The sequence below is a fragment of the Streptomyces sp. NPDC058052 genome (genome assembly GCF_042885515.1).
In the GTDB taxonomy this organism is placed as follows: domain Bacteria; phylum Actinomycetota; class Actinomycetes; order Streptomycetales; family Streptomycetaceae; genus Streptomyces.
Genome location: NZ_JBHVRX010000001.1, coordinates 255,085 through 277,743 on the forward strand (window position 1 = coordinate 255,085; position 22,659 = coordinate 277,743).

The following is a 22,659-nucleotide window of genomic DNA, read 5'->3' on the forward strand; positions in this document are numbered from 1 at the left end:
CCGGGCGCGGCGGGCGCGGCGGGCGCGGCTCAGGCGGGCCTGAGCCAGACGGTGGCGAGCGGCGGCAGCGTCATCCGGACGCTCGCCGCCCGCCCGTGCCACGGCATCGACTCGGTCTTCACCGGGTCGGTGCCGACCACGTCCGAACCCCCGTACCGGGCCGCGTCCGTGTTCAGCACCTCGCCCCAGGCGGCGAAGTCGTCGGGCACCCCCAGCCGGTAGTCGTGCCGGACGACGGGGGAGAAGTTGCAGACGGCGAGCAGCGGCGAGCCGAAGCCGTCGTAGCGGAGGAAGGCGAGGACGTTGTCGTCGGCCGCGTCCCCGGCCACCCACTGGAAGCCCTCGGGCACCGTGTCCCGCTCCCACAGCGAGGGCGTCGCCGTGTAGACCCGGTTCAGGTCCCGCACCAGGTCCTTCACCCCCCGGTGGTCGGCCTCCGCCCCGTACGCCGGATCGAGCAGCCACCACTCCGGGCCGTGGTCCGCCGACCACTCCGATCCCTGGGCGAACTCCTGCCCCATGAAGAGGAGCTGCTTGCCCGGATGGGCCCACATGAAGCCCAGGTAGGCGCGGTGGCTCGCCCGCTGCTGCCACCAGTCGCCGGGCATCTTCGACACCAGGGCCCGCTTGCCGTGCACCACCTCGTCGTGCGAGATCGGCAGGATGTAGTTCTCGCTGTACGCGTACACCATCGAGAAGGTCATCTCGTGGTGGTGGTACTTGCGGTGGACCGCCTCCTTCTCCATGTACTGGAGCGAGTCGTGCATCCAGCCCATGTTCCACTTCATGCCGAAGCCGAGCCCGCCGTGACCGCCCGGGCCGACCAGGTCCGTCGCCCGGGTCACGCCGTCCCAGGCCGTCGACTCCTCGGCGAAGGTGACGATGCCGGGGCAGCGGCGGTAGACGGTGGCGTTCATCTCCTGGAGGAAGGCGACCGCGTCCAGGTTCTCCCGGCCGCCGTACTCGTTCGGCAGCCACTCGCCGTACTCGCGCGAGTAGTCCAGGTAGAGCATCGAGGCGACCGCGTCCACCCGCAGGCCGTCGACGTGGAACTCCTGGCACCAGTAGACCGCGTTGGCGACGAGGAAGTTCCGCACCTCCTTGCGGCCGTAGTCGAACTCCAGCGTCCCCCAGTCCGGATGGTGCGAGCGGCGCGGGTCCGCGTGCTCGTACAGCGGCCGCCCGTCGAACTCCGCCAGCGCCCAGTCGTCCTTGGGGAAGTGCGCCGGCACCCAGTCCATCAGCACGCCGATCCCGGCCCGGTGCAGCGCGTCCACCAGGAACTTGAAGTCGTCCGGGGTGCCCATGCGGGCGGTCGGCGCGTAGAAGCCGGTGACCTGGTAGCCCCAGGAGCCGCCGAAGGGGTGCTCGGTGACCGGCATGAACTCCACGTGGGTGAAGCCCAGTTCGCGCACGTACGCGGGCAGCTCGACGGCCAGCTCGCGATAGGTCAGTCCGGGCCGCCAGGACGGCAGGTGGAGCTCGTAGACGGAGATCGGCGCCTCGTGCGGCGGCCGGGCGCCGCGCCGCGCCATCCATTCGGCGTCGTCCCACTCGTAGTGCGACTCGGTGACGATGGACGCGGTGTCCGGCGGGCACTCGGTGCGTCGCGCCATCGGGTCGGCGCGGACGGTGTGCGAGCCGTCGGGACGGGTGATGTCGTACTTGTACACCGCCCCCTCCCCGACGCCCGGGACGAACAGCTCCCACACCCCGGTCGAGCCCAGCGAGCGCATCGGCAGGCCGGTGCCGTCCCAGTGCGTGAAGTCGCCGGTGACGCGGACGCCGCGGGCGTTCGGTGCCCAGACGGCGAAGCGGGTGCCGGCCACCCCGCCGTGGGTCATCACCCGGGACCCCAGCGCCGTCCACAGCTCCTCGTGCCGGCCCTCGCCGATCAGGTGCAGGTCCAGGTCGCCGAGGGACGGCAGGTGCCGGTACGGGTCGGCGACGGTGATCTCCTCGTCGCCGTACCGCACCCGGAGCTCGTACGCCGGGACCTTCCGCAGCAGCGGCACCAGGGCCGAGAAGAGACCGTCGCCCTCGTCGCGCAGCTCGACCGTCCGCCCCTTCGGCAGCACGGCCACGACGCCCTGCGCCCAGGGCCGCAGCGCCCGGAGGACCACACCGCCCTTCACCGGGTGGGCGCCGAGCAGCGCGTGCGGGTCGTGGTGCTCCCCGGCGAGCAGCCGCGCGCGCTCGCCGGGATCGAGAGGGGGCGCCGTGCGGGGCGTCTTGGCGGTCACCGGAAGCCTCCAGAATGATTGGAATGTGTACGAACTGGGCAACGTCCCCGCGGCCCGCCGGGACACTCGGCCGAACGGGCCATGTCCCCGCCGCCGCCCCTGGGCGGGCACGCGTTCCGCCCCCGCGGAGCCGCTGCCCGCGACGGGGCGGCGGCGGTGGCGCGGTGCGGGGTCAACGGGGGGTGGCGAGGCGGTGGATGGCGGACATGGGGACGGGGAGCCAGTCGGGACGGTGGCGGGCCTCGTAGACGACCTCGTAGACCGCCTTGTCCGTCTCGTAGGCGCGCAGCAGCGCCGGGTCGGTGCGCGGGTCCGCGCCCGCGACCTCCGCGTAGCCGGTGCAGTACGCGGCCCGGCACCGTGCCGCCCAGTCCGCGTTCCAGGGCCGGTGGGTGCGGGCCGCGTAGTCGAAGGAGCGGAGCATGCCGGCGACGTCGCGGACGGTCGGCTGCGGGCGGCGGCGCTCGTCGAGGGGCTTCGCCGGCTCGCCCTCGAAGTCGATGACGGCCCAGGCGCCGTCGGAGCCGCGGAGGGTCTGCCCGAGGTGCAGGTCGCCGTGGATGCGCTGCACCGCGCCCGCCCCCTCCGCGTCGCCGGCCGCCGCGAAGACGGCCCGCAGGCCGGGGACGTAGGGGAGGAGCGCGGGGACGGCCTGGGCGGCGGCGTGCAGCCGCCGGTCCATCGCGGCCGCCAGGCCCTCGGTCTCGGCGCGCGGCAGCCGCTGGGTGGGGAGGGCCTCGGCGAGGGCGAGGTGGACCTCGGCGGTGGCCCGTCCGAGCGACCGCGCCTCGGCGGTGAACTCCCGTCCCGCCGCCAGCGCGTCGAGCGCCAGCCGCCAGCCGTCCCGGGAGTCCCGGAGGTACGGCTGGAGGACGCCCAGCGTCGCCGCCCCCGACTCGAACCAGGCCACCGGGGCGGGGACGCGGGCGCAGCCGGCCCGGTCCAGGGCGAGGGGCAGTTCGAGGTCGGGGTTGGCGCCGGGGCTGACCCTGCGGAAGATCTTGAGGATGTACGCGTCGCCGAAGACGAGCGAGGAGTTGGACTGTTCGGCGTCGAGGACGCGGGGGGCGAGCGCCCCGGGCAGGGCGCGGGTGGCGTGGAAGCGGAGTGGTCCGGTGCGGCCGGGGCTGCGCAGCCGCTCGTACAGGAGGCCGGCGAGGCGCGGGTCGCGCAGCCCCTCGTAGACGGCGCGGCCGGCCAGCGGGCCCTGGCGGACGCGGCCGATGAGGGCGGGGGCGAGGCGCGGAGGCAGCTGGGTCCTGACGCCGAGGAGGAGTTGGTAGCAGTCGGCGGGTTCGCCGGCCGGGCGGCCGGGCTGTTCGACCCGCAGCAGGAGGTGGAGGAGTCCGGGGCCGGCGCCGTCCAGGGGCAGCAGCTCGGTGGCCGCTTCCAGCGTGAATCCGGTGACCCGGCGGCCCTTGCCCGCGAACCAGCGCTGCCGGGGCAGCCATTCGTGGAGCAGGGGCGTGAGGGACGGAAGGAGGGCGTCCGGGGCCCGGGTGGTGGATGCGGTCTCCGGCATGGCATCGCGTCCTTTCCCCGGGGTGCGCAGATGGGTGTCGTAAGCGTTCAAATGCGCAGATTGTCCCGGATGGCGGCTGGGGCTGTCCGGATGTGCGGGACGTGTCGGAAAGGGAAGATCCGTATGGATGGACCCGGATGGGGCTGGTTCGTGTGTGGGACACAGTTCCCAGAGTGGGACGGAGGAAACCGTCCCACCCCGTCGGAGGCCGAAACGGCCGCCCGTCAACTCCGCTTCATGCGGAACCAGTAGAAGCCGTGACCCGTCAGCGTCAGCAGGTACGGCAGCTCGCCGACGGCGGGGAACTCGACCCCGCCGATCAGCTCCACGGGCCGCATCCCGGCGAAGCGCCGCAGGTCCAGCTCGGTGGGTTGTGCGAACCGCGAGAAGTTGTTCACGCAGAGCACCAGATCGGCGTCCTCCCCCTCCTCCGGAGCGGCCTCGCGGAGGAAGGCGAGCACCGCCGCGTTGGAGGACGGCAGTTCGGTGTACGTGCCGGTCCCGAAGGCGCGGTTCTGCTTGCGGATCTCGATCATCCGCTTCGTCCAGTGCAGCAGCGAGGACGGCGAGGCCATCCCCGCCTCCACGTTGGTCACCTGGTAGCCGTGGACCGGGTCCATGATGGCCGGCAGGTAGAGCCGGCCCGGGTCGCAGGAGGAGAAGCCCGCGTTCCGGTCCGGGGTCCACTGCATCGGGGTCCGCACCCCGTCGCGGTCGCCGAGCCAGATGTTGTCGCCCATGCCGATCTCGTCGCCGTAGTACAGCACCGGGGAGCCCGGCAGCGAGAAGAGCAGCGCGGTGAACAGCTCCATCTGCTTGCGGTCGTTGTCGAGGAGCGGGGCGAGCCGGCGCCGGATGCCGATGTTGGCCCGCATCCGCGGGTCCTTGGCGTACTCGGCGTACATGTAGTCGCGTTCCTCGTCCGTGACCATCTCGAGGGTGAGCTCGTCGTGGTTGCGGAGGAAGATGCCCCACTGGCAGCCGGAGGGGATCTCCGGGGTCTTCGCCAGGATCTCGGAGATCGGGTACCGCGACTCGCGCCGGACGGCCATGAAGATCCGCGGCATGACCGGGAAGTGGAAGGCCATGTGGCACTCGTCGCCGCCGGAGCGGAAGTCGCCGAAGTAGTCGACGACGTCCTCGGGCCACTGGTTGGCCTCGGCGAGCAGCACCGTGTCCGGGTAGTGGTCGTCGATCTCCTTGCGGACCTGCTTGAGGAAGGTGTGGGTGGCGGGCAGGTTCTCGCAGTTGGTGCCCTCCTGCTGGTACAGGTACGGCACCGCGTCCAGCCGGAAGCCGTCGATGCCCAGGTCCAGCCAGAACTTCAGCGCCGACAGGATCTCCTCCTGCACCGCCGGGTTCTCGTAGTTGAGGTCCGGCTGGTGCGAGAAGAAGCGGTGCCAGTAGTACTGCTTGCGGACCGGGTCGAAGGTCCAGTTGGAGGTCTCGGTGTCGACGAAGATGATCCGGGCGTCCGCGTACTGCTTGTCGTCGTCGGCCCAGACGTAGTAGTCGCCGTACGGTCCTTCCGGGTCGCGCCGCGACTCCTGGAACCACGGGTGCTGGTCGCTGGTGTGGTTCATGACGAAGTCGATGATCACGCGCATCCCGCGTTGGTGCGCCGCGTCCACGAACTCCACGAAGTCGGCGATGTCGCCGAACTCGGGCAGGACCGACGTGTAGTCGGCGACGTCGTAGCCGCCGTCGCGCAGCGGTGACTTGAAGAACGGCGGCAGCCACAGGCAGTCCACGCCGAGCCACTGGAGATAGTCCAGCCGGGACGTGATGCCCTTCAGGTCGCCGACGCCGTCGCCGTTGCTGTCCTGGAAGGACCGGACGAGGACCTCGTAGAAGACGGCCCGTTTGAACCAGTCGGGGTCGCGGTCCTTGGCGGGGGTGTCCTCGAAGGTGTCGGGGACGGGATCGTTGACAGTCATGAGGTGGGTGACCCTCCGGTCTGCGGGGACGGTCGCAGGACGAGCACGTGCGCGGGCGTGACGCCCGGTTCCAGGCGCACGTAGGCGTTCCTGCCCCAGTGATAGGTGTCGCCGGTGAGCTCGTCGCGCACCGGCACGGTCTCGTGCCAGCCGAGGCCGAGTTCCGGCATGTTCAACGAGACCGTCGCCTCCTGGGTGTGGTGCGGGTCGAGGTTGACGACCACCAGAACGGTGTTCGAACCCGACTTCTTCGCGTACGCGATCACCTGCGGGTTGTCCGTCTGGTGGAAGGACAGGTTCCGCAGCCTCCGGAGGGCCGGGTGACGGCGCCGGATCCGGTTCAGTGCGGTGATCAGCGGGGTGATCGTCGCGCCCGAGCGCTCCGCCGACTCCCAGTCACGCGGCCTGAGTTGGTACTTCTCCGAGTCCAGGTACTCCTCGCTGCCCTCGCGCAGCGGGGCGTTCTCGCACAGCTCGTACCCGGCGTAGATCCCCCAGGTCGGCGAGAGCGTCGCCGCGAGCACCGCCCGCGCCTCGAAGGCCGGCCGGCCGCCCTCCTGGAGGTAGGCGTGCAGGATGTCCGGGGTGTTCACGAAGAAGTTGGGCCGCATCTGGGCGGCCACGTCCCCGGACAGCTCGGTCAGGTACTCGGTCAGCTCGTCCTTCGTGTTCCGCCAGGTGAAGTACGTGTAGGACTGCTGGAACCCGATCGCGCCGAGCGTCCGCATCATCGCCGGGCGGGTGAACGCCTCCGCCAGGAAGATCACGTCCGGGTCGGCGCCGTTGATCTCCCCGATGACCCGCTCCCAGAACACCACGGGCTTGGTGTGCGGGTTGTCCACGCGGAAGATCCGCACCCCGTGGTCCATCCAGTGGCGCAGCACCCGCACGGTCTCCGCGACGATCCCGTCCATGTCGGCGTCGAACGCGATCGGATAGATGTCCTGGTACTTCTTCGGAGGGTTCTCGGCGTACGCGATCGAACCGTCCGCGCGGTGGTGGAACCACTCCGGGTGCTTCTCCACCCACGGGTGGTCCGGCGAGCACTGGAGCGCGAAGTCCAGCGCGATCTCCAGGCGCAGCTCCCGGGCCCGGGCCACGAAGGCGTCGAAGTCCTCGATCGTGCCCAGGTCGGGGTGGACGGCGTCGTGCCCGCCCTCCGGCGAGCCGATCGCCCATGGCACGCCGACGTCGCTCGGGGACGCCGACAGGGAGTTGTTGGGGCCCTTGCGGTGGGTCTCGCCGATCGGGTGGACCGGCGGCAGGTAGACCACGTCGAAGCCCATCGCCGCGATGGCCGGGAGCCGTTCGGCGGCGGTGCGGAAGTTCCCGGGCACGGTACGGCCCTTGACCTTCCGCACGCCCTCCGAGCGCGGGAAGAACTCGTACCAGGAGCCGTACAGGGCCCGCTCGCGCTCGACCCGGAGCGGGAACGCCGGGGAGGAGGAGACCAGTTCGCGCAGCGGATGCCGCTCCAGGGTCTCCGTCACCCGCGGCGCCAGCGCGGCCGCGAGCCGGGCGGCGGCGGGCCGGGACGCGTCGCGCAGCGCGTCCGCGGCCGCGAGCACCGCCTCCCGGCCGCCGCCCTTCTTCGGGACGCCTCTGGCGGCCCGCTCGTGCAGCTCCGCGCCCTCGGCCAGGACGAGTTCGGAGTCGATCCCGGCCGGGATCTTGATCTTCGCCGCGTGGCGCCAGGTGGCCAGCGGGTCGCTCCACGCCTCGACGGTGTACGTCCACAGGCCCTTGGCGTCCGGGGTGACCTCGGCGCCCCAGCGGTCGGTGCCCTCGGCCAGTTCGCGCAACGGGGTCCACGGTCCTGGCCGGCCGGTCGGGCCGGTCAGTACGACATTGGCGGCGACCGCGTCGTGGCCCTCGCGGAAGACGGTCGCCGACACCTCGAAGGTTTCGCCGGCCACCGCCTTCGCGGGGCGCCGGCCGCAGTCGACCAGCGGGCGGACGTCCAGTACGGGAATGCGTCCCATGAGCGGATTCACAGCATCACCTGACGGGTTACGGGGGTGCGGGTGGTGGTGCGCTCTTTCTAGCCGCGCCGGAGGCCGGGGGGAGGCGGGCATCGCCGCGCCCCTCCGCGTTCACTCGGATGGCGGGCCCACAGGAATGAAGACGGGTACGGGGAGGACGGATTCGGGGGGTACCGGTGGAGCCTTCCCCAGGTTCTCGGGCGGGCAATCCGGCCCTTTGTTAACTACTAGGGCGTAGGGGGCCGGGCAAGGACGCGAGCCGGACAAGAAATCCGGCCCGGCGCCGTGGGGCGGACCGGATCCCGCGCCGTCCTCGTTACGCTGTCGGTCCTTCGTCACCGGGTACGGAAGACGGGAGACGCTCATGGACACCGAGACCGGCACCGCCCGGGCCGTCCTCCACTACGTGCTGGCCGGGCGGTGCGCACTCGCCGTCACGGGGCTGCGCGCCCTCGAACTCGCCGCCGGGGACCTCGCGCTGCTGCCGGCCGGCGCCCGCCACCGGCTCGCCGCCGGACCCGACGCCTCCGGCACCCCGCCCCCCGCCGGACCCCCCGCGTCCGTGCTCGAACTCGGCGGACCCGCCACCGCCGTCCGGCTCCTCACCGTCCGGACCGGCTACGACCGCCGGGCCGCCTCGCCCCTCGTCGCCGTCCTGCCCCGCGCCCTCCTGCTCGACCGCGCCCGCGTCGAGGCGGCCCCGCTGCTCCACGACACCCTCGCCCTGCTCGCCTCCCCCCGCCGGCGCCCCGGCCCCGGCGACCGGCTGCTCGCCCTGCGGGCCCTGGAGACCGCCCTCGCGCTCGCCGCCGCGCCCCGGCCGCCCGGCGGCCCGCACCCCCACCCCGGCATCGGCCGCGCCGCCGCCGCCATCGAGACCCGCTACGCCGAACCCTGGACCGTGGTCACCCTGGCCCGTGAGGCCGGGATGTCCCGCTCCGCCTTCACCGCCGCCTTCCGCGAGGCCGTCGGCACACCCCCGGCCCGCCGTCTGACGGCCCGCCGGATACGCGAGGCGGCCCGGCTGCTCGCCGAGACCGGGCTCCCCCAGTCGGCCGTACCCGCCCGCGTCGGCTACCGCAGCCGGGTCGGCTTCCACCTCGCCTTCCGCACCACCTACGGCATGACCCCGGGGGAGTACCGGGCCACCGCGCCCCGCCGGGTGTGAAACCTGGCCCGTACACCGACGCCCCATGGCCCCGGCCGCGGCGACGCCCCTACGCTCGGTGCGGCACGCCGGACGCACAGCGTGGTGCGTCCGCTCCGTTCCGTCACCGGCCTGCGAAGGTGGGACACGTGAAGGCAATCCGTCGATTCACCGTGCGTCCTGTCCTCCCCGACACCCTTCGACCCCTCGCCGCCCTGGCGCGCAACCTGCGCTGGTCCTGGCACGAACCGACCCGCGCCCTCTTCGACTCCCTCGCCCCCGCGGGGCTCGCCGGGGCGGACCCGGTCCGGGTCCTCGGCGCCCTGGAGGCCCCCCGGCTCGCCGCGCTCGCCGCCGACCGGGACTTCCTCGCCCGGCTCGCCGCCGCCGCCGACGACCTCGACGCCTACCTGGACCGGCCCCGCTGGTACCAGGAGCGCGGCTCCGGCGACGGGCCCGCCGCCCTCGCGTACTTCTCGCCCGAGTTCGGCGTCGCCGCCGCCCTGCCCCAGTACTCCGGCGGGCTCGGCATCCTCGCCGGCGACCACCTCAAGTCCGCCAGCGACCTCGGCGTCCCGCTGATCGGCGTCGGACTGCTCTACCGGCACGGCTACTTCCGGCAGTCCCTCGGCCGCGACGGCTGGCAGCAGGAGCAGTACCCCGTGCTCGACCCCGGCGAGCTGCCCGTCACCCTGCTCCGCGAAGCCGACGGCACCCCCGCCCGGACCACCCTCGCCCTGCCCGGCGGACGCAGCCTCCACGCCCACCTGTGGATCGCCCAGGTCGGCCGGGTCCCGCTGCTCATGCTCGACTCCGACGTCGAGGAGAACGCCCCCGGCGAGCGGTCCGTCACCGACCGGCTCTACGGCGGCGGCAGCGAGCACCGGCTCCTCCAGGAGATGCTGCTCGGCATCGGCGGCGTCCGCGCGGTCCGCACGTACACCCGCCTCACCGGCCACCCCGCACCCGAGGTCTTCCACAGCAACGAGGGCCACGCCGGCTTCCTCGGACTCGAACGGATCCGCGAACTCCAGGGCGAGGGAATGGACTTCGACGCCGCCCTGGAGACCGTCCGGGCCGGCACCGTCTTCACCACCCACACCCCCGTCCCCGCCGGCATCGACCGCTTCGACCGCGACCTGGTCGCCCGCCACCTCGGCGAAGACGGCGCCCTGCCCGGCCTCGACACCGGCCGCGTCCTCGCCCTCGGCGACGAGACCCCGCTCGGCGGCGAGCCCGGCGTCTTCAACATGGCCGCCATGGGACTGCGCCTCGCCCAGCGCGCCAACGGCGTCTCCACCCTCCACGGCGCCGTCAGCCGCGCCATGTTCGCCGGACTGTGGCCCGGCTTCGACGCCGACGAGGTGCCCATCACCTCCATCACCAACGGCGTCCACGCCCCCACCTGGACCGCACCCGAGGTCGGCCGGCTCGGCGCCGACGCGAGCGACCGCGACCTGTGGGAGCTGCGCCGCACCCTGCGCACCCGGCTCGTCGCCGACGTCCGCGACCGGCTGCGGGCCTCCTGGCGGCAGCGCGGCGCCGCCGCCGCCGAACTCGGCTGGACCGACACCGTCCTCGACCCCGAGGTCCTCACCATCGGCTTCGCCCGCCGGGTCCCCTCGTACAAACGGCTCACCCTGATGCTCCGCGACAAGGACCGGCTGCGCGCCCTGCTGCTCCACCCCGAGCGGCCGGTGCAGCTGGTCGTCGCCGGCAAGGCCCACCCGGCCGACGACGGCGGCAAGAAGCTCGTCCAGGAGCTGGTCCGCTTCGCCGACGACCCCCGGGTCCGGCACCGGATCGTCTTCCTGCCCGACTACGGCATGGAGATGGCCCGCGGCCTCTACCCCGGCTGCGACGTCTGGCTCAACAACCCGCTGCGCCCCCTGGAGGCGTGCGGCACCAGCGGCATGAAGGCCGCCCTCAACGGCTGCCTCAACCTCTCCGTCCTGGACGGCTGGTGGGACGAGTGGTTCGAGCCCGAGTTCGGCTGGGCCATCCCCACCGCCGACGGGGCCGCCGCGGCCGACGAGGAGCGGCGCGACGACCTGGAGGCCGCCGCCCTCTACGAGCTGATCGAACGCCGGGTCGCCCCCCGCTTCTACGACCGGGGCCCCGACGGCGTCCCCGCCGCCTGGACCGCCATGGTCCGCCGCACCCTCGCGGACCTCGGCCCCCGGGTGCTCGCCGACCGGATGGTCCGCGAGTACGTGGAGCGGCTGTACGTCCCCGCCGCCGCGGCCCGCCGGGCGCTCACCCCGGACCGGGCGCGCGAGCTCGCCGCCTGGAAGGCGCGGGTCGGGGCGGCCTGGCCGGGCGTCTCGGTGGACCACGTGGAGGTCGGCGACGACCTCGCGGAGGCCGGTGCCGAACTGGGCGCCACCCCGGTGGTCCGGGTCCGGGTCGCGCTCGGCGGCCTCGCCCCCGACGACGTCGAGGTGCAGGCCGTCACCGGCCGGGTCGACGCCGAGGACACCCTCACCGGCACCCGCACCGTCACCCTGAAGCCCGCCGGCGGCCCGGACCTGGAGGGCCGCCAGCCCTACGCGGGCACCCTGGAGCTCGACCGCACCGGCCCCTTCGGCTGCACGGTCCGCGTCCTGCCCGCCCACCCGCTCCTCGCCCACGCCGCCGAACTCGGCCTCCTGGCCCTGCCGGAGGACCCGGGGAGCGAGGGCGCGGGGGTGCTCCTGAGGTAGCCGGACCGCTCCGCCCCGAAGGACGACGGCCACGCCCCGGCAGGGCGTGGCCGTCGTGCTGCCGGGCGGGCGGCGCGGGGCCATCTACAGCATGGGAAGGCCCTCGCGGTTCGGGATCTCAGCCCGTGGTCGGACGCTTGGGGCGGCTGCCCGGTGGCTGCTAGCGTCTCGAAATGTAGAAGATCGATCCACCATCCGAGATGATGTGCGGTGGTGGAAGCAGGGCCGAGACCGCCGGCCGGGGGATCCCCCGGCCGCGAACTCCCGGACACCCGAAGCCTGTTCCGTACCACGGAAGGAGCGACCCCGTGTCGACCACCACACCCGGCACCCCGTCCACCACACCGAGCGCCACCCCGAGGACCACCTGGCGGGGCGAGCCCGTCCCCGAGGCCCTGGCGGCCCTCTCCGCCCCCGGCGGCCTCGTCGTCTGCGCCACCAAGGTCGGCTACATCCTGATGACCACCGACGGCGCGGGCCTGGAGCGCAAGTTCGACGCCAAGCGCCGCAACCGCAACAAACCCGGCGTCGTCCTCTGCGCCGACCTCGACCAGCTGAAGGCCCTCGCCGAGGTCAACGAGGAGGTCCTCGCCCTCTACGAGCGCCACTGGGACCAGGACGTCCTGCTCGGCTGCATCCTGCCCTGGCGCCAGGACGCCCTGGACCGGCTGCCCGACGAGACCAGCCGCGAACTGGCCCGCGACGCACGCGGCACCAGCTGCTTCGTCATACGCTTCGGCCGGCCCGCCGAGCAGCTCGTCGAACGGCTCTGGGCCGACGGCCGCCTGGTCTTCGCCAGCTCCGCCAACCCCTCCGGCGTCGGCAACCGCGGCCGCGTCGAGGGCATCGGCGGCCGCATCGAGGAGGAGGCCGACTTCATCGTCGCCGCCGACGACTACGTCGCCTCCATCCAGCCCGACAAGGACGAGACCACCCGCCACGAACAGGGCGTCATGGTCTCCCTGGTGGACCGCGACGGAGCCCTCGTCCCCGTCCAGAAGGGCGAGCGCTCCGTCTCCCCGGCGCCCGTGCTGATCCGGCGCGGACTGGACTGCCCGGTCATCATGGAGAACCTCTCCGAGATCTTCCCCTCCTGGGACTACCGTCACGGCGAGTACTACTGACCCGCCCGCCGGCCCGGGAGCGGCCACCCGCCGCCCCGGGCCCGCCCGCGGGTCCGCGGGCCGGCGGAAGTCCGGCCCGGACGGGGGGAGTTGACGTTCACCGTGCAGACAGAGGCCGAGTGGCTCGTACCACCGGACACCACACCGGAACAGCGGGCCGCCGAGGAACGCTCGGAACGACTTGACTTACTCCTGGAGCGGGTCGGAGCCCGGTTCTTCTCCCGCTCCGACCTGCGGGAGCGGGCCCAGCAGTACGTCCGCACCCTCCTCGGCGAGCCCGGCGCCGCCCCCGGGGGCGACCCCTTCTGGCTCCAGCAGCACCTCCTCGGCCGCGCCGTGTGGGACTCCGGCGAACTGCGCGACTACATCCGCCGGTACGTCGTGAACGGGCTCGCCGACAGCAGCGGCGGCGGCGTCCTCGTCCTCGACGAGGCCGCCTTCAGGAAGAAGGGCCGCGCCTCCGCCGGCGTCGCCCGGCAGTACGCCGAGACCCTGGGCGGCGCGGCCTCCTGCCAGATCGGGATCATGGCCTTCTGGTCGACCCGGGTCGGCACCGCGCTCGTCGACCGCGAGCTGTACCTGCCGCCCGAATGGGACGCCGACCAGGAACGCCGGCGCCGCGCCCACGTCCCCGACACCGCCCGGCACGTCCCCCGGCCGGAGCTCGCCCGGCGCCTCGCCGCACGCTTCCTGGACCACGAGCCCGGGACCGCGTCCGCCGGCACCTGGGTCGTCACCGACACCCGGCTCGGCTGCGACCGTGACCTGCGCGCCTACCTGGAGGACCGGGGCGTCCCGCACATGGTGGGCGTCCCGCCGCACCACCCCGTCCTGCCGCACCCCGGCTGGCGGCGGATCTCCCGGCTGGTCCAGCGGCACGCCGAGGAGCACGACTGGGCCAGGCTGCCGGCCGCCCGCGGATCCGTCGACGCCGGCCGCCCCTGGGAATGGTGGGTGCGCCGCGTCCCGTCGGACCCGGAACCCCGCTCCTCCGGCGCGCCCCCGCCCGCCCGCTGGCTCGTCGCGTGCCGCCGCGCCGGCGACACCGCGCCGCGGCGCTACTTCCTCGCCCACGGCCCGGCGGACGCGCCCCTCCCCGACCTGGCCGCCGCGGCCGCCGCCTGGTGCGACAGCCGCGGCGCGCTCGCCGCCGCGGTGGAACGCTGCGGCCTGGAGGCGTACCGGGTGCGCTCCTGGCACGGCTGGTACCGGCACGTCACCCTCGCCCAGCTCGCCGTCGCCTTCCTCGCCGTGCAGGCCGGCGGACACGCCTGCGGCGCGCGCGGCCGAGGCCCGCTGCCCGGACGCCGCTGACCCCGCGACCGCCTCCGCCGGGGAGCGCCCGCCGCGTCCGGGGCCCGTTGCCTAGGCTGGACCGCATGATCAGGGTCCTGCTCGCCGACGACGAGACGATGATCCGTGCCGGGGTACGGGCCATCCTCACCACCGACCCGGGGATCGAGGTGGTCGCCGAGGCGGGCGACGGACACGAGGCCGTGGAGCTGGCCCGGCTCCACCGGCCCGACGTGGCCCTCCTCGACATCCGGATGCCCCGCCTCGACGGCCTGGCCGCCGCCGACGCGCTCCGCCGCACCCTCCCGGGGACGGCGGTCGTCATGCTCACCACCTTCTCCGAGGACGACTACATCGCCCGCGCCCTCGGCGGCGGTGTCGCCGGCTTCCTCCTCAAGTCCGGCGACCCGCGCGAACTGATCGCCGGGGTCCGCGCGGTCGCCGCCGGCGGAGCCGCCCTCTCGCCCGGCGTCGCCCGCCGGGTCATCGACACCCTCGGCGGCGAACGGCTCACCCGCGCCGCCGCCGCCCGCGCCCGGCTGGCCCCGCTCACCGCCCGCGAGCGGGAGGTCGTCTCGCTGCTCGCCGCCGGCTGCTCCAACCAGGAGATCGCCGCCCGCATGTACGTCGTCGAGGGCACCGTCAAGGCCCATGTGAGCGCGGTCCTCGGCCGCCTCGGCCTGCGCAACCGCGTCCAGCTCGCCGTCCTGGCCCACGAGGCCGGACTCGTCGGCGACGGACCCGGCCCCGGCGACCGGGACGCGCCCGGTGCCTGAGACCTCCCCGGCGCGCCGCCGTCTCTTCGACCTGGCGCTGTGGCTGCTGCTCTCCGTCCCGGTACTGCTCCGCTCCGACCCGAACGACGGCGGCTCGTGGCTCCAGGTGGCCGCCGGGATCACCGTCCTCGGCGGCTGCGTCGCGGTCAGCCGCCGGTGGCCGCTCCTGCCGCTCGCGGTCACGGTCGCGGCGAGCCTGCCGGCCACCCTGGAGCTGTTCACCCCCTCGTACAGCCTCGCCCTCGTCGCCTTCGGCTATCTCGCCGGACGGCGGCAGGACCACACCCGCGGCTCGCTGTGGCTGTTCGGCGCGGTGGCGGCGGTCGGGCTGCTCCTCACCCGGCTCACCGGCACCTCCCTCGGCCCCTGGTTCACCCTGCTCCTCGCGCTGGCCCTGGCGATCGTGGCGCCCTGGCTGGTCGGCCGGTACGTGCGCCAGTACGACCGGCTGGTGCGCAGCGGCTGGGAGCTGGCGGACCGGATGGAGCGGGAGCAGGCGGCGGTGGCCGACCGGGAGCGGCTGCGGGAGCGGTCCCGGATCGCCGGGGACATGCACGACTCCCTCGGCCACGACCTGGCGCTGATCGCGGTGCGGGCGGCGGCCCTGGAGGTGGATCCGGGGCTCGGGCCCGGGCAGCAGCGGGCGGCCGGCGAGCTGCGCCGGGCGGCGGCGGAGGCGACCGAGCGGCTCCGGGACGTCATCGGGGTGCTGCGGGAGGAGGGTGCCGGGGCGCCGACGACCCCGCCGGACGAGACGGTCGGCGAATTGGTGGACCGGGCGCGGGCCTCGGGGCTCGACGTGACCCTCTCCGGCGCTCCGCCCGAGCTGCCGGGGATGGCGGGCCGGGCGCTGCACCGGGTGGTGCAGGAGGGGCTGACGAACGCGGCCAAGCACGCGCGGGGCGCCGCCGTCACCGTCGGCTTCCGGGAGGCGGGGCAGCGGGTGACGGTACGGGTGGAGAGCGGGCCGGGCACCGGTTCCGGGCCGCCCGCCGCCGGGGGTTCCGGGCTGGTCGGGCTCGACGAGCGGGTGCGGCTCGCGGGCGGCACCCTGACCCACGGGCCGGTGCGGGGCGGCGGGTTCGCGCTGTCGGCGGTGCTGCCCCGGCGGGTGCCCGCGGCGGTGCCGGCCGCCCCGACCTCTGCGCGGGAGCTGGACCGGGCCCGGCGGAGGGTGCGCCAGGACCTGGTGCGGGCGATCTGGATCCCGCTGGCGCTGCTGGTCGCCCTGGCGGTGCTGACGGCGGGCGTGGCGGTGTGGTCGCAGTCCCGCTCGTACCTGGAGCCGGACAACTACGCGCGGCTGCTGGTCGGGCAGGCGTACACGGAGATCGTGGAGGACCTGCCGGACCACGCGCTGGAGACGAGGCCGCCGCGGCTGCCGGCGGAGCCGGGGGGCGTGGACGAGTGCCGGTACTACCGGGCGACCGTGTTCGCGGAGCGCCCCGTCTACCGGCTGTGCTTCGTCGTGGGCCGGCTGATCGCCAAGGACGAGGTGGAGTGAACGGGCGGACGCCCGGAGGGATGGGTCCCTCCGGGCGTCCGTCGTGGGTGCTTCCGGCTCTCGCCTCCCGGGTTACGGGAAGGTCAGCTTGAAGCCGTTGATGTAGCCGGTGTCGGCGGACGCCTTGTCCTGGACACGCAGCTTCCAGACGCCGTTGGCGACCTCGGAGGAGGCGTTCACGGTGAAGGTCTGCTGGATGTTGTCGGCGCTGCTGCCGGTCCGGTTGTGCAGGTTGTAGACCGAGCCGTCGGGGGCGATGAGGTCCACGATCAGGTCACCGCGCCAGGTGTGGACGACGTCCACGTCGACGGCGAGGTTGCTGGGCGCGTTGCCCGTGACGCCGGAGACGGTCACGGAGGAGGTCACCGCGGCGCCGTTGTCCGGGATGGCGACGTCGGCGGTGTTCTCGAAGACCTTGCCGGTGGGCGGGTTGCCGCCGGGGCGGGTGCCGACGTTGACGGCGGCCCAGGCGTGCTGGACGGCGAGGGCCTCGACGCTGCCGACGCCGTAGAGCTCCTCGGCGACCGCGACCGTGCCGGTGCGGGCACCGGCGTAGTTGGTCGAGGAGTTCCACTTGGTGGTGAGGGCCTTGAACCAGATCAGCCGGGCCTTGTCGATGCCGATGCCGGTGACCGGCAGGCCGTCGGAGGTCGGCGAGTCGTAGGTCACGCCGTTGACGGTCTTGACGCCGCTGCCCTCGGAGAGCAGGTAGAAGAAGTGGTTCGCCGGGCCCGAGGAGTAGTGGACGTCGATGGAGCCGATGCCCGAGTACCACGCGTCCTTGGACGAGCCGTCCTTGCTGGGCTTGTCCATGTAGCGCAGCGGGGTGCCGTTGCCGCGGATGTCGATCTTCTCGCCGACGAGGTAGTCGCCCTTGTCGTTGGCGTTGTTGGCGTAGAACTCGACCGCCGCCGCGAAGATGTCCGAGGTGGCCTCGTTGAGGCCGCCGGACTCGCCGCTGTAGACGAGCTTGGCGGTCACCGAGGTGAGGCCGTGGGTCATCTCGTGCGCGGCCACGTCGATGGACGTGAGCGGCTTGGTGTTGCCCGCGCCGTCGCCGTACGTCATGCAGAAGCAGGAGTCCTGCCAGAAGGCGTTGACGTAGGCGTTGCCGTAGTGGACCCGGGAGTACGCGCCCACACCGTCGCCGCGGATGCCGCTGCGGCCGTGCACGTTCTTGTAGTAGTCCCAGGTGAGCGCGGCGCCGTAGTGGGCGTCGGCGCCGGCCGTCTCCAGGTTGGTCGCGGTGCCGTCGCCCCAGACGTCGTCCGACCCGGAGAAGAGGGTGCCGGTGCCGGACGTGCCCCGGTTGAGGTTGTACGTCTTGTGGTTGCCGCGGCCCGTGTCGGTCAGCGTGTACGAGGGCGCCGTGCCGAGCGTGACCTGGCCGCTGTACTGGGTGTTGCCCGTGCCGGTGTGCACGGCCTGCCACTCGTACAGCTTCGCGCCGGACTTGGCGTCGGTGACGACGTGCAGCTCGTTCGGCGTGCCGTCGTGCTGGAGGCCGCCGACGACGGTCTCGTAGGCGAGGACGGGGGCGCCGCTCTGGCCCATCCAGACGACCTTGCGCGGGGCGCGCTCGCTCTTGGTGGCCTTGGAGCCCTCGGCGGCGGCCCGGCCGACGGCCTGCTTCTCCGCGGCGGCGGGGGCGACGGTGGCCGCGAGGTCGACGTTCTTCAGCTCCGCCCGCGAGGACTTGCTGACCCCGGTGGTGGCGCCGGTGCTGGACTCCGCGACGATCAGGTCGCCGCCGAGGACCGGGAGCCCGCCGTAGGTGCGCTCGTAGCGCGTGTGGGTGGTGCCGTCGCGGTCCTGGACCACGTCACGGACGACCAGCTTCTCCTGGGCGCCGAGGCCGAGCTCCTCGGCCGTCTCGGCCTTGCCGGCGTCGGCGGCCTTGAGCAGCGCGGCGCGCTCGGCGGGGGAGAGGTCGGCGGGGAGCTTGCCGGGGTTGACCTTGCCGACGGCCGGGGCCGCGGGAGCCGCCTGGGAGATGTCGGCGGAGGCGCTGCCGGCCTGGACGCCGACGGCGAGCATGGCGGCGGCGGCGACGAGCGCGCCGGTCGCGGTGGCGCGGCGGCTGGGCGTGGATCTCACGCGAACTCCTTTTGCGAGGGGGGTACCGGGCCGATGGGTGGACGGGCCGGGCGGAGCAAGCAGAGCGGTGGAGCACGATCGGGTGAAGCGGCGAACACGGTTGCGAGGAACCGGGGGAGAGACTGGCAGCTACCGCCGGTACCTGTCAGGAGCGCGTCAATAACTTGGCCGGAAGTCGTCCGCTGCGCGCACGGGCGTGTTCGTTAACCGGACGTTTCGTCGATCATGGGCGGCCGGTCGTCCCGCGTTCTCCGTGCGGGAATCCGTCCGCGAGGGAAGAACCGGAACCTTTGCGTCCGCTGTGTGTCCCGCCCCTCGGACACCGGCCGCCTTTACCGAAGCGTTGGCCGAAAACTGTCGGCGTGAACCACGCGTTCCGCTCCGCGCCGCCTCCCGCTCGTCCGGCCGGCGACCGCTCCGGCATCATCCGCGGACGCGTCTGCCTCGGTGGCACGGCGGAGGTGAGGGGGCGTCGCGAGCCCGGTCCTCGCCCTCGTCGGCCTGATGGTCGCCACCCGGCCCTGACACCCGGCACCCCGCCGGGGGCCCGGCGGGAGCACCCCGCCGGGCGACCGGGCCGTCGGCACCCCGCCGGGCCACCGGACCGGACCGGGCGCGCCGCCCTGATCCGGCCCGTCAGCCGGCGCCCGTCACCCCGTCAGCGAGTCACGCCACGCCCGGTGGAGGCCCGCGTAGCGGCCCTCGCCGCCGACCAGCTCCGCCGGGGTGCCGTCCTCGACGACCCGGCCCGCCTCCATCACCAGGACCCGGTCCGCGACCTCGACCGTCGACAGGCGGTGGGCGATGACCACCGCCGTGCGGCCCGCGAGGACCGTGTCCATCGCGTGCTGCACCGCCCGCTCTCCCGGCACGTCCAGCGAACTCGTCGCCTCGTCCAGGATCAGCACCGCCGGATCCGCGAGCAGCGCCCGCGCGAAGGCCACCAACTGGCGCTGGCCCGCCGAGATCCGGCCGCCCCGCTTCCGTACGTCGGTGTCGTAGCCGTCCGGCAGCCCGGCGATGAACTCGTGCGCGCCGATCGCCTTCGCCGCCTGCTCGATCTCCTCCCGGGTGGCGTCCGGACGGCCGATCGCGATGTTCTCCGCGACCGTCCCGGAGAACAGGAACGCCTCCTGCGTCACCATCACCACCCCGCGCCGCAGCTCCGGCGTCGCCAGCTCCCTCAGGTCGACGCCGTCGAGCAGCACCCGGCCCTCCGTCGGGTCGTAGAAGCGGGCCAGCAGCTTCGCCAGCGTCGACTTGCCCGCGCCGGTCGCCCCGACCACCGCCACCGTCTGCCCCGCCGGGATCCGCAGGTCGAGGCGGGGCAGCACCTCGCCGCCCGTCCGGTAGGCGAACCGCACCCCGTCGAAGACGACCTCCCGGCCCGGCGCCGTCCCGGCCCGCTCCGGCAGCCCGCGCGGAGCCGTCGCCTCCGGCACGCCCGGCTCCTGCGCCAGCAGACCCGCGATCTTCGCCAGCGACGCCGCCGCCGACTCGTACGAGTTGAGGAACATCCCGAGCCGGTCGATCGGGTCGTACAGCCGCCGCACGTACAGCACCGCCGCCGCCAGCACACCCAGCTCCAGCGAACCCTCCGCCACCCGGTAGGCGCCCCACAGGCACATCCCGGCCACCGCCGTGTTCGCCACCAGCCGCGACCCCACCACATAGCGGGCCATCTCCAGGAGCGCGTCGCCGTTGCTCCGCTCGTGCCGGTGGTTCAGCCCCGCGAACTCCGCGTCGTTCACCCGCTCCCGGCGGAACGCCCGCACCGGCCGGATCCCGTTCATCGTCTCCGCGAACTTCACGATCACCCCGGCGATCGCCGTCGACCGCTCCGCGTACACCGCGCCCGCCCGCCGCCGGTACATCCGCACCAGCAGGTACAGCGGCCCGAACGAGGCCACCGCCACCGCCCCGATCCCCAGGTCCAGCCAGAGCAGCACCAGCGAGATCGACACGAACGACAGCACCACCCCGATCAGCTCCTGGAGCCCCTCCGACAGCAGCTCCCGCAGCGACTCCACGTCCGTCGTCGACCGCGAGATCAGCCGCCCCGACGTGTACCGCTCGTGGAAGTCCACGCTCAGCACCTGCGCGTGCCGGAAGATCCGCCCCCGCAGGTCCAGCAGCACGTCCTGGTTGATCCGCGCCGCGCCCCGCACGAACACGTACTGGAGCGCCCCGGCCCCGACCGCGCACAGCAGATAGCCCACCGCCACCGCCACCAGCGGCCCGTGGTCCCCGGCCCGGAAGGCCGGCACCCCCCGGTCGATCGCGTACGCCACGAGCAGCGGGCCCGCCTGGACCGCCGCCTCCTTCACCAGCAGCACCAGCGCCGCCACCGCCACCCGGAACCGGTGCGCGGCCAGCAGCGAGCGCAGCAGCGCCCCGGTCGCCCCGCGCGGTGCCGGCAGGTCGTCCCGGTCGAACGGATCGCCCGGACCGGCACCCTCCTCCCCGGCCGCCCGGAGGTCCTCCGCCGGCTGCGCGAGCGTGGTCTCCGTCATCGCTCTCCGTCTCCCGTCCCCACGGAACCCTCGCCCGTGGACCCGCCCGACATCAGCCAGGCGTACTCGGCGCTGCTCCGCAGCAGTTCCTGATGGGTGCCGACCGCGGCGATCCGCCCGCCCGACAGCAGCGCCACCCGGTCGGCCAGCATCACCGTCGACGGCCGGTGCGCCACCACCAGCGCCGTGGTCTCCTTCAGCACCTCGCGCAGGGCCGCCTCCACCCGTGCCTCCGTGTGCACGTCCAGCGCCGACAGCGGATCGTCCAGCACCAGGAAGCGCGGCCGGCCGACCACCGCCCGCGCCAGCGCGAGCCGCTGCCGCTGACCGCCCGAGAGGCTCAGCCCCTGCTCGCCGACCTGCGTCCCGGCCTTCTCGGGCAGCCGCCCCACGAAGCCGTCCGCCTGCGCGATCCCGAGCGCCCGGTCGAGCTCCGGCGCCCCGGCCGCCGCGTCCGCGCCCATCAGCACGTTCTCCCCGACGCTCGCCGAGAACAGCGTCGGCTCCTCGAACGCCACCGACACCAGCGTGCGCAGCCGCTCCCGCTCCATCAGCGCGATGTCCTCGCCGTCCAGCAGGATCCGCCCGCCGCCCGCCTCGTGCAGCCGCGGCACCAGCGCCGTCAGCGTCGTCTTGCCGGAACCGGTGGCCCCGACGAGCGCCAGCGTCTCGCCCGGCCGCACGTGCAGGTCGATGGAGTCGAGCACGGGCGGCGCACCGGCCGGCGCGTCGGGGAACCGGAACGACACCCCCTCGAACCGCAGCCCGTCGACGGCCCCCTCCGCCGCCGCGGCGGAGACCGCGTCCCGCTCCTCCTCCGCGTCCATCACCTCGAAGTACCGCTCCGTCGCGGTCACCGCCTCCTGGCTCATCGCCAGCAGGAATCCGATCGAGTCCACCGGCCAGCGCAGCGCCAGCGCCGTCGACAGGAAGGCCACCAGCGTGCCCGCCGACAGCCCGCCGTCCGCCACCCGCACCGAGCCCAGCACCAGCGCGGCACCGATCGCCAGCTCCGGAAGGACCGTGATCAGCGCCCAGATCGTGGCGAGGAGACGTGCCTTGGACAGCTCCGTGGAGCGCAGCAGCTCCGCGAGCCGGCGGAAGGCGTCCGCCTGACTGCGGTGCCGGCCGAAGCCCTTGACGATCCGGATGCCGAGGACGCTCTCCTCCACCACCGTCGTCAGATCGCCCACCTGGTCCTGCGCCCGCCGCGCCACCACCCCGTACCGCCGCTCGAAGTACGAGCAGAGCACCATCACCGGCACCACCGGCGTCAGCAGCACCAGGCCGAGCGACCGGTCCTGGGCGAGCAGCAGCGCGCAGCCGGCCACGATCGTCACGCCGTTGACCAGCAGGAAGGTCAGCGGGAAGGCCAGGAACATCCGGATGATCATGAGGTCCGTGGTGCCGCGCGACAGCAGCTGCCCGGACGCCCACCGGTCGTGGAAGGCGATCGGCAGCCGCTGGAGCCGCCCGTACAGGTCCTCCCGCATCCGCGCCTCGACCGAGGAGAGCGGCCGGGCCACCAGCCACCGCCGCAGGCCGAACAGCACCGCCTCGGTGATCCCGAGCAGCAGCAGGAACAGCGCCCCCAGCCACACCCCGCCGGGGTCGCGGTCCGCGACCGGCCCGTCCACCAGCCATTTCAGGACCAGCGGGATCACCAGGGACAGACAGGAGGCGACGACCGCGACGGCGGCGGCGGTGAAGAACCGCCCGCGCACGGGCCGGACGTACGGCCAGAGCCGCAGCAGCACCCGTACCGCCGAACGACGGGCGGGCGTGGATTCGGGGGAGGCAGGTTTCTCGGGCATCAGGT

At 73.8% G+C, this 22,659-nt stretch carries 13 protein-coding genes and 1 pseudogene; 7 read left to right on the forward strand and 7 right to left on the reverse strand.

Annotation, left to right across the window (positions count from 1 at the left end; all coding sequences use genetic code 11):
• Positions 1 to 29: 29 nt before the first annotated feature.
• The 4 genes from glgB to ACFVU3_RS01350 form a co-directional block, all read right to left on the reverse strand.
• A complete protein-coding gene (gene glgB / locus ACFVU3_RS01335; protein WP_390062625.1) occupies positions 30 to 2,243 on the reverse strand; it encodes a 1,4-alpha-glucan branching enzyme in 2,214 nt (737 codons plus the stop codon).
• A 172-nt stretch (positions 2,244 to 2,415) separates the two neighbouring features.
• Positions 2,416 to 3,765 carry a maltokinase gene (locus ACFVU3_RS01340; RefSeq protein ID WP_390062627.1) on the reverse strand — a complete coding sequence of 450 codons (1,350 nt, stop codon included), beginning with the start codon at positions 3,763 to 3,765 and terminating at the stop codon, positions 2,416 to 2,418.
• A gap of 224 nt (positions 3,766 to 3,989) precedes the next feature.
• On the reverse strand, positions 3,990 to 5,702 hold the full coding sequence (gene treS / locus ACFVU3_RS01345) for a maltose alpha-D-glucosyltransferase (protein WP_390062629.1): 1,713 nt from the start codon (positions 5,700 to 5,702) through the stop codon (positions 3,990 to 3,992).
• Positions 5,699 to 7,684, reverse strand: a complete 1,986-nt coding sequence (locus ACFVU3_RS01350) for an alpha-1,4-glucan--maltose-1-phosphate maltosyltransferase (protein ID WP_390062631.1) — start codon at positions 7,682 to 7,684, stop codon at positions 5,699 to 5,701. Before ACFVU3_RS01350 ends, treS begins: the two co-directional genes overlap by 4 nt.
• A gap of 343 nt (positions 7,685 to 8,027) precedes the next feature.
• Here ACFVU3_RS01350 and ACFVU3_RS01355 point away from each other — a divergent pair.
• The 7 genes and pseudogenes from ACFVU3_RS01355 to ACFVU3_RS01385 all read left to right on the forward strand — a co-directional run.
• Positions 8,028 to 8,474, forward strand: a pseudogene (locus ACFVU3_RS01355) (cupin domain-containing protein); the annotation flags it as partial.
• Positions 8,475 to 8,585: 111 nt separating this feature from the next.
• Positions 8,586 to 8,852 (forward strand): helix-turn-helix transcriptional regulator, encoded by a 267-nt coding sequence (locus ACFVU3_RS01360; protein ID WP_390063005.1) that lies wholly within the window; start codon positions 8,586 to 8,588, stop codon positions 8,850 to 8,852.
• A 128-nt stretch (positions 8,853 to 8,980) separates the two neighbouring features.
• A complete protein-coding gene (gene glgP, locus ACFVU3_RS01365; RefSeq protein ID WP_390062633.1) occupies positions 8,981 to 11,533 on the forward strand; it encodes an alpha-glucan family phosphorylase in 2,553 nt (850 codons plus the stop codon).
• A 308-nt stretch (positions 11,534 to 11,841) separates the two neighbouring features.
• Complete coding sequence (locus ACFVU3_RS01370; protein WP_390062635.1) at positions 11,842 to 12,657, forward strand: L-threonylcarbamoyladenylate synthase; 816 nt, start codon at positions 11,842 to 11,844, stop codon at positions 12,655 to 12,657.
• 102 nt (positions 12,658 to 12,759) lie between these two features.
• Entirely contained in the window at positions 12,760 to 13,971 is a 1,212-nt protein-coding gene (locus tag ACFVU3_RS01375) for an IS701 family transposase (protein WP_390062637.1), read from the forward strand.
• Positions 13,972 to 14,036: 65 nt separating this feature from the next.
• Positions 14,037 to 14,726, forward strand: coding sequence for a response regulator (locus ACFVU3_RS01380; protein WP_390062639.1), 690 nt, complete (start codon positions 14,037 to 14,039; stop codon positions 14,724 to 14,726).
• On the forward strand, positions 14,719 to 16,230 hold the full coding sequence (locus ACFVU3_RS01385; protein WP_390062641.1) for a sensor histidine kinase: 1,512 nt from the start codon (positions 14,719 to 14,721) through the stop codon (positions 16,228 to 16,230). Before ACFVU3_RS01380 ends, ACFVU3_RS01385 begins: the two co-directional genes overlap by 8 nt.
• Positions 16,231 to 16,302: 72 nt before the next feature.
• On the opposite strand, the gene ACFVU3_RS01390 is transcribed toward ACFVU3_RS01385, so the two are convergent.
• From ACFVU3_RS01390 to ACFVU3_RS01400, 3 genes are all read right to left on the reverse strand, one after another.
• A complete protein-coding gene (locus ACFVU3_RS01390; RefSeq protein WP_390062643.1) occupies positions 16,303 to 18,327 on the reverse strand; it encodes a M4 family metallopeptidase in 2,025 nt (674 codons plus the stop codon).
• 650 nt (positions 18,328 to 18,977) lie between these two features.
• Positions 18,978 to 20,840: an ABC transporter ATP-binding protein gene (locus ACFVU3_RS01395; RefSeq protein ID WP_390062645.1), complete on the reverse strand. Its 1,863-nt coding sequence runs from the start codon at positions 20,838 to 20,840 to the stop codon at positions 18,978 to 18,980.
• Positions 20,837 to 22,654, reverse strand: coding sequence for an ABC transporter ATP-binding protein (locus ACFVU3_RS01400; protein WP_390062647.1), 1,818 nt, complete (start codon positions 22,652 to 22,654; stop codon positions 20,837 to 20,839). The genes ACFVU3_RS01395 and ACFVU3_RS01400 overlap by 4 nt, the downstream gene beginning before the upstream one ends.
• Between the last annotated feature and the right edge of the window lie 5 nt (positions 22,655 to 22,659).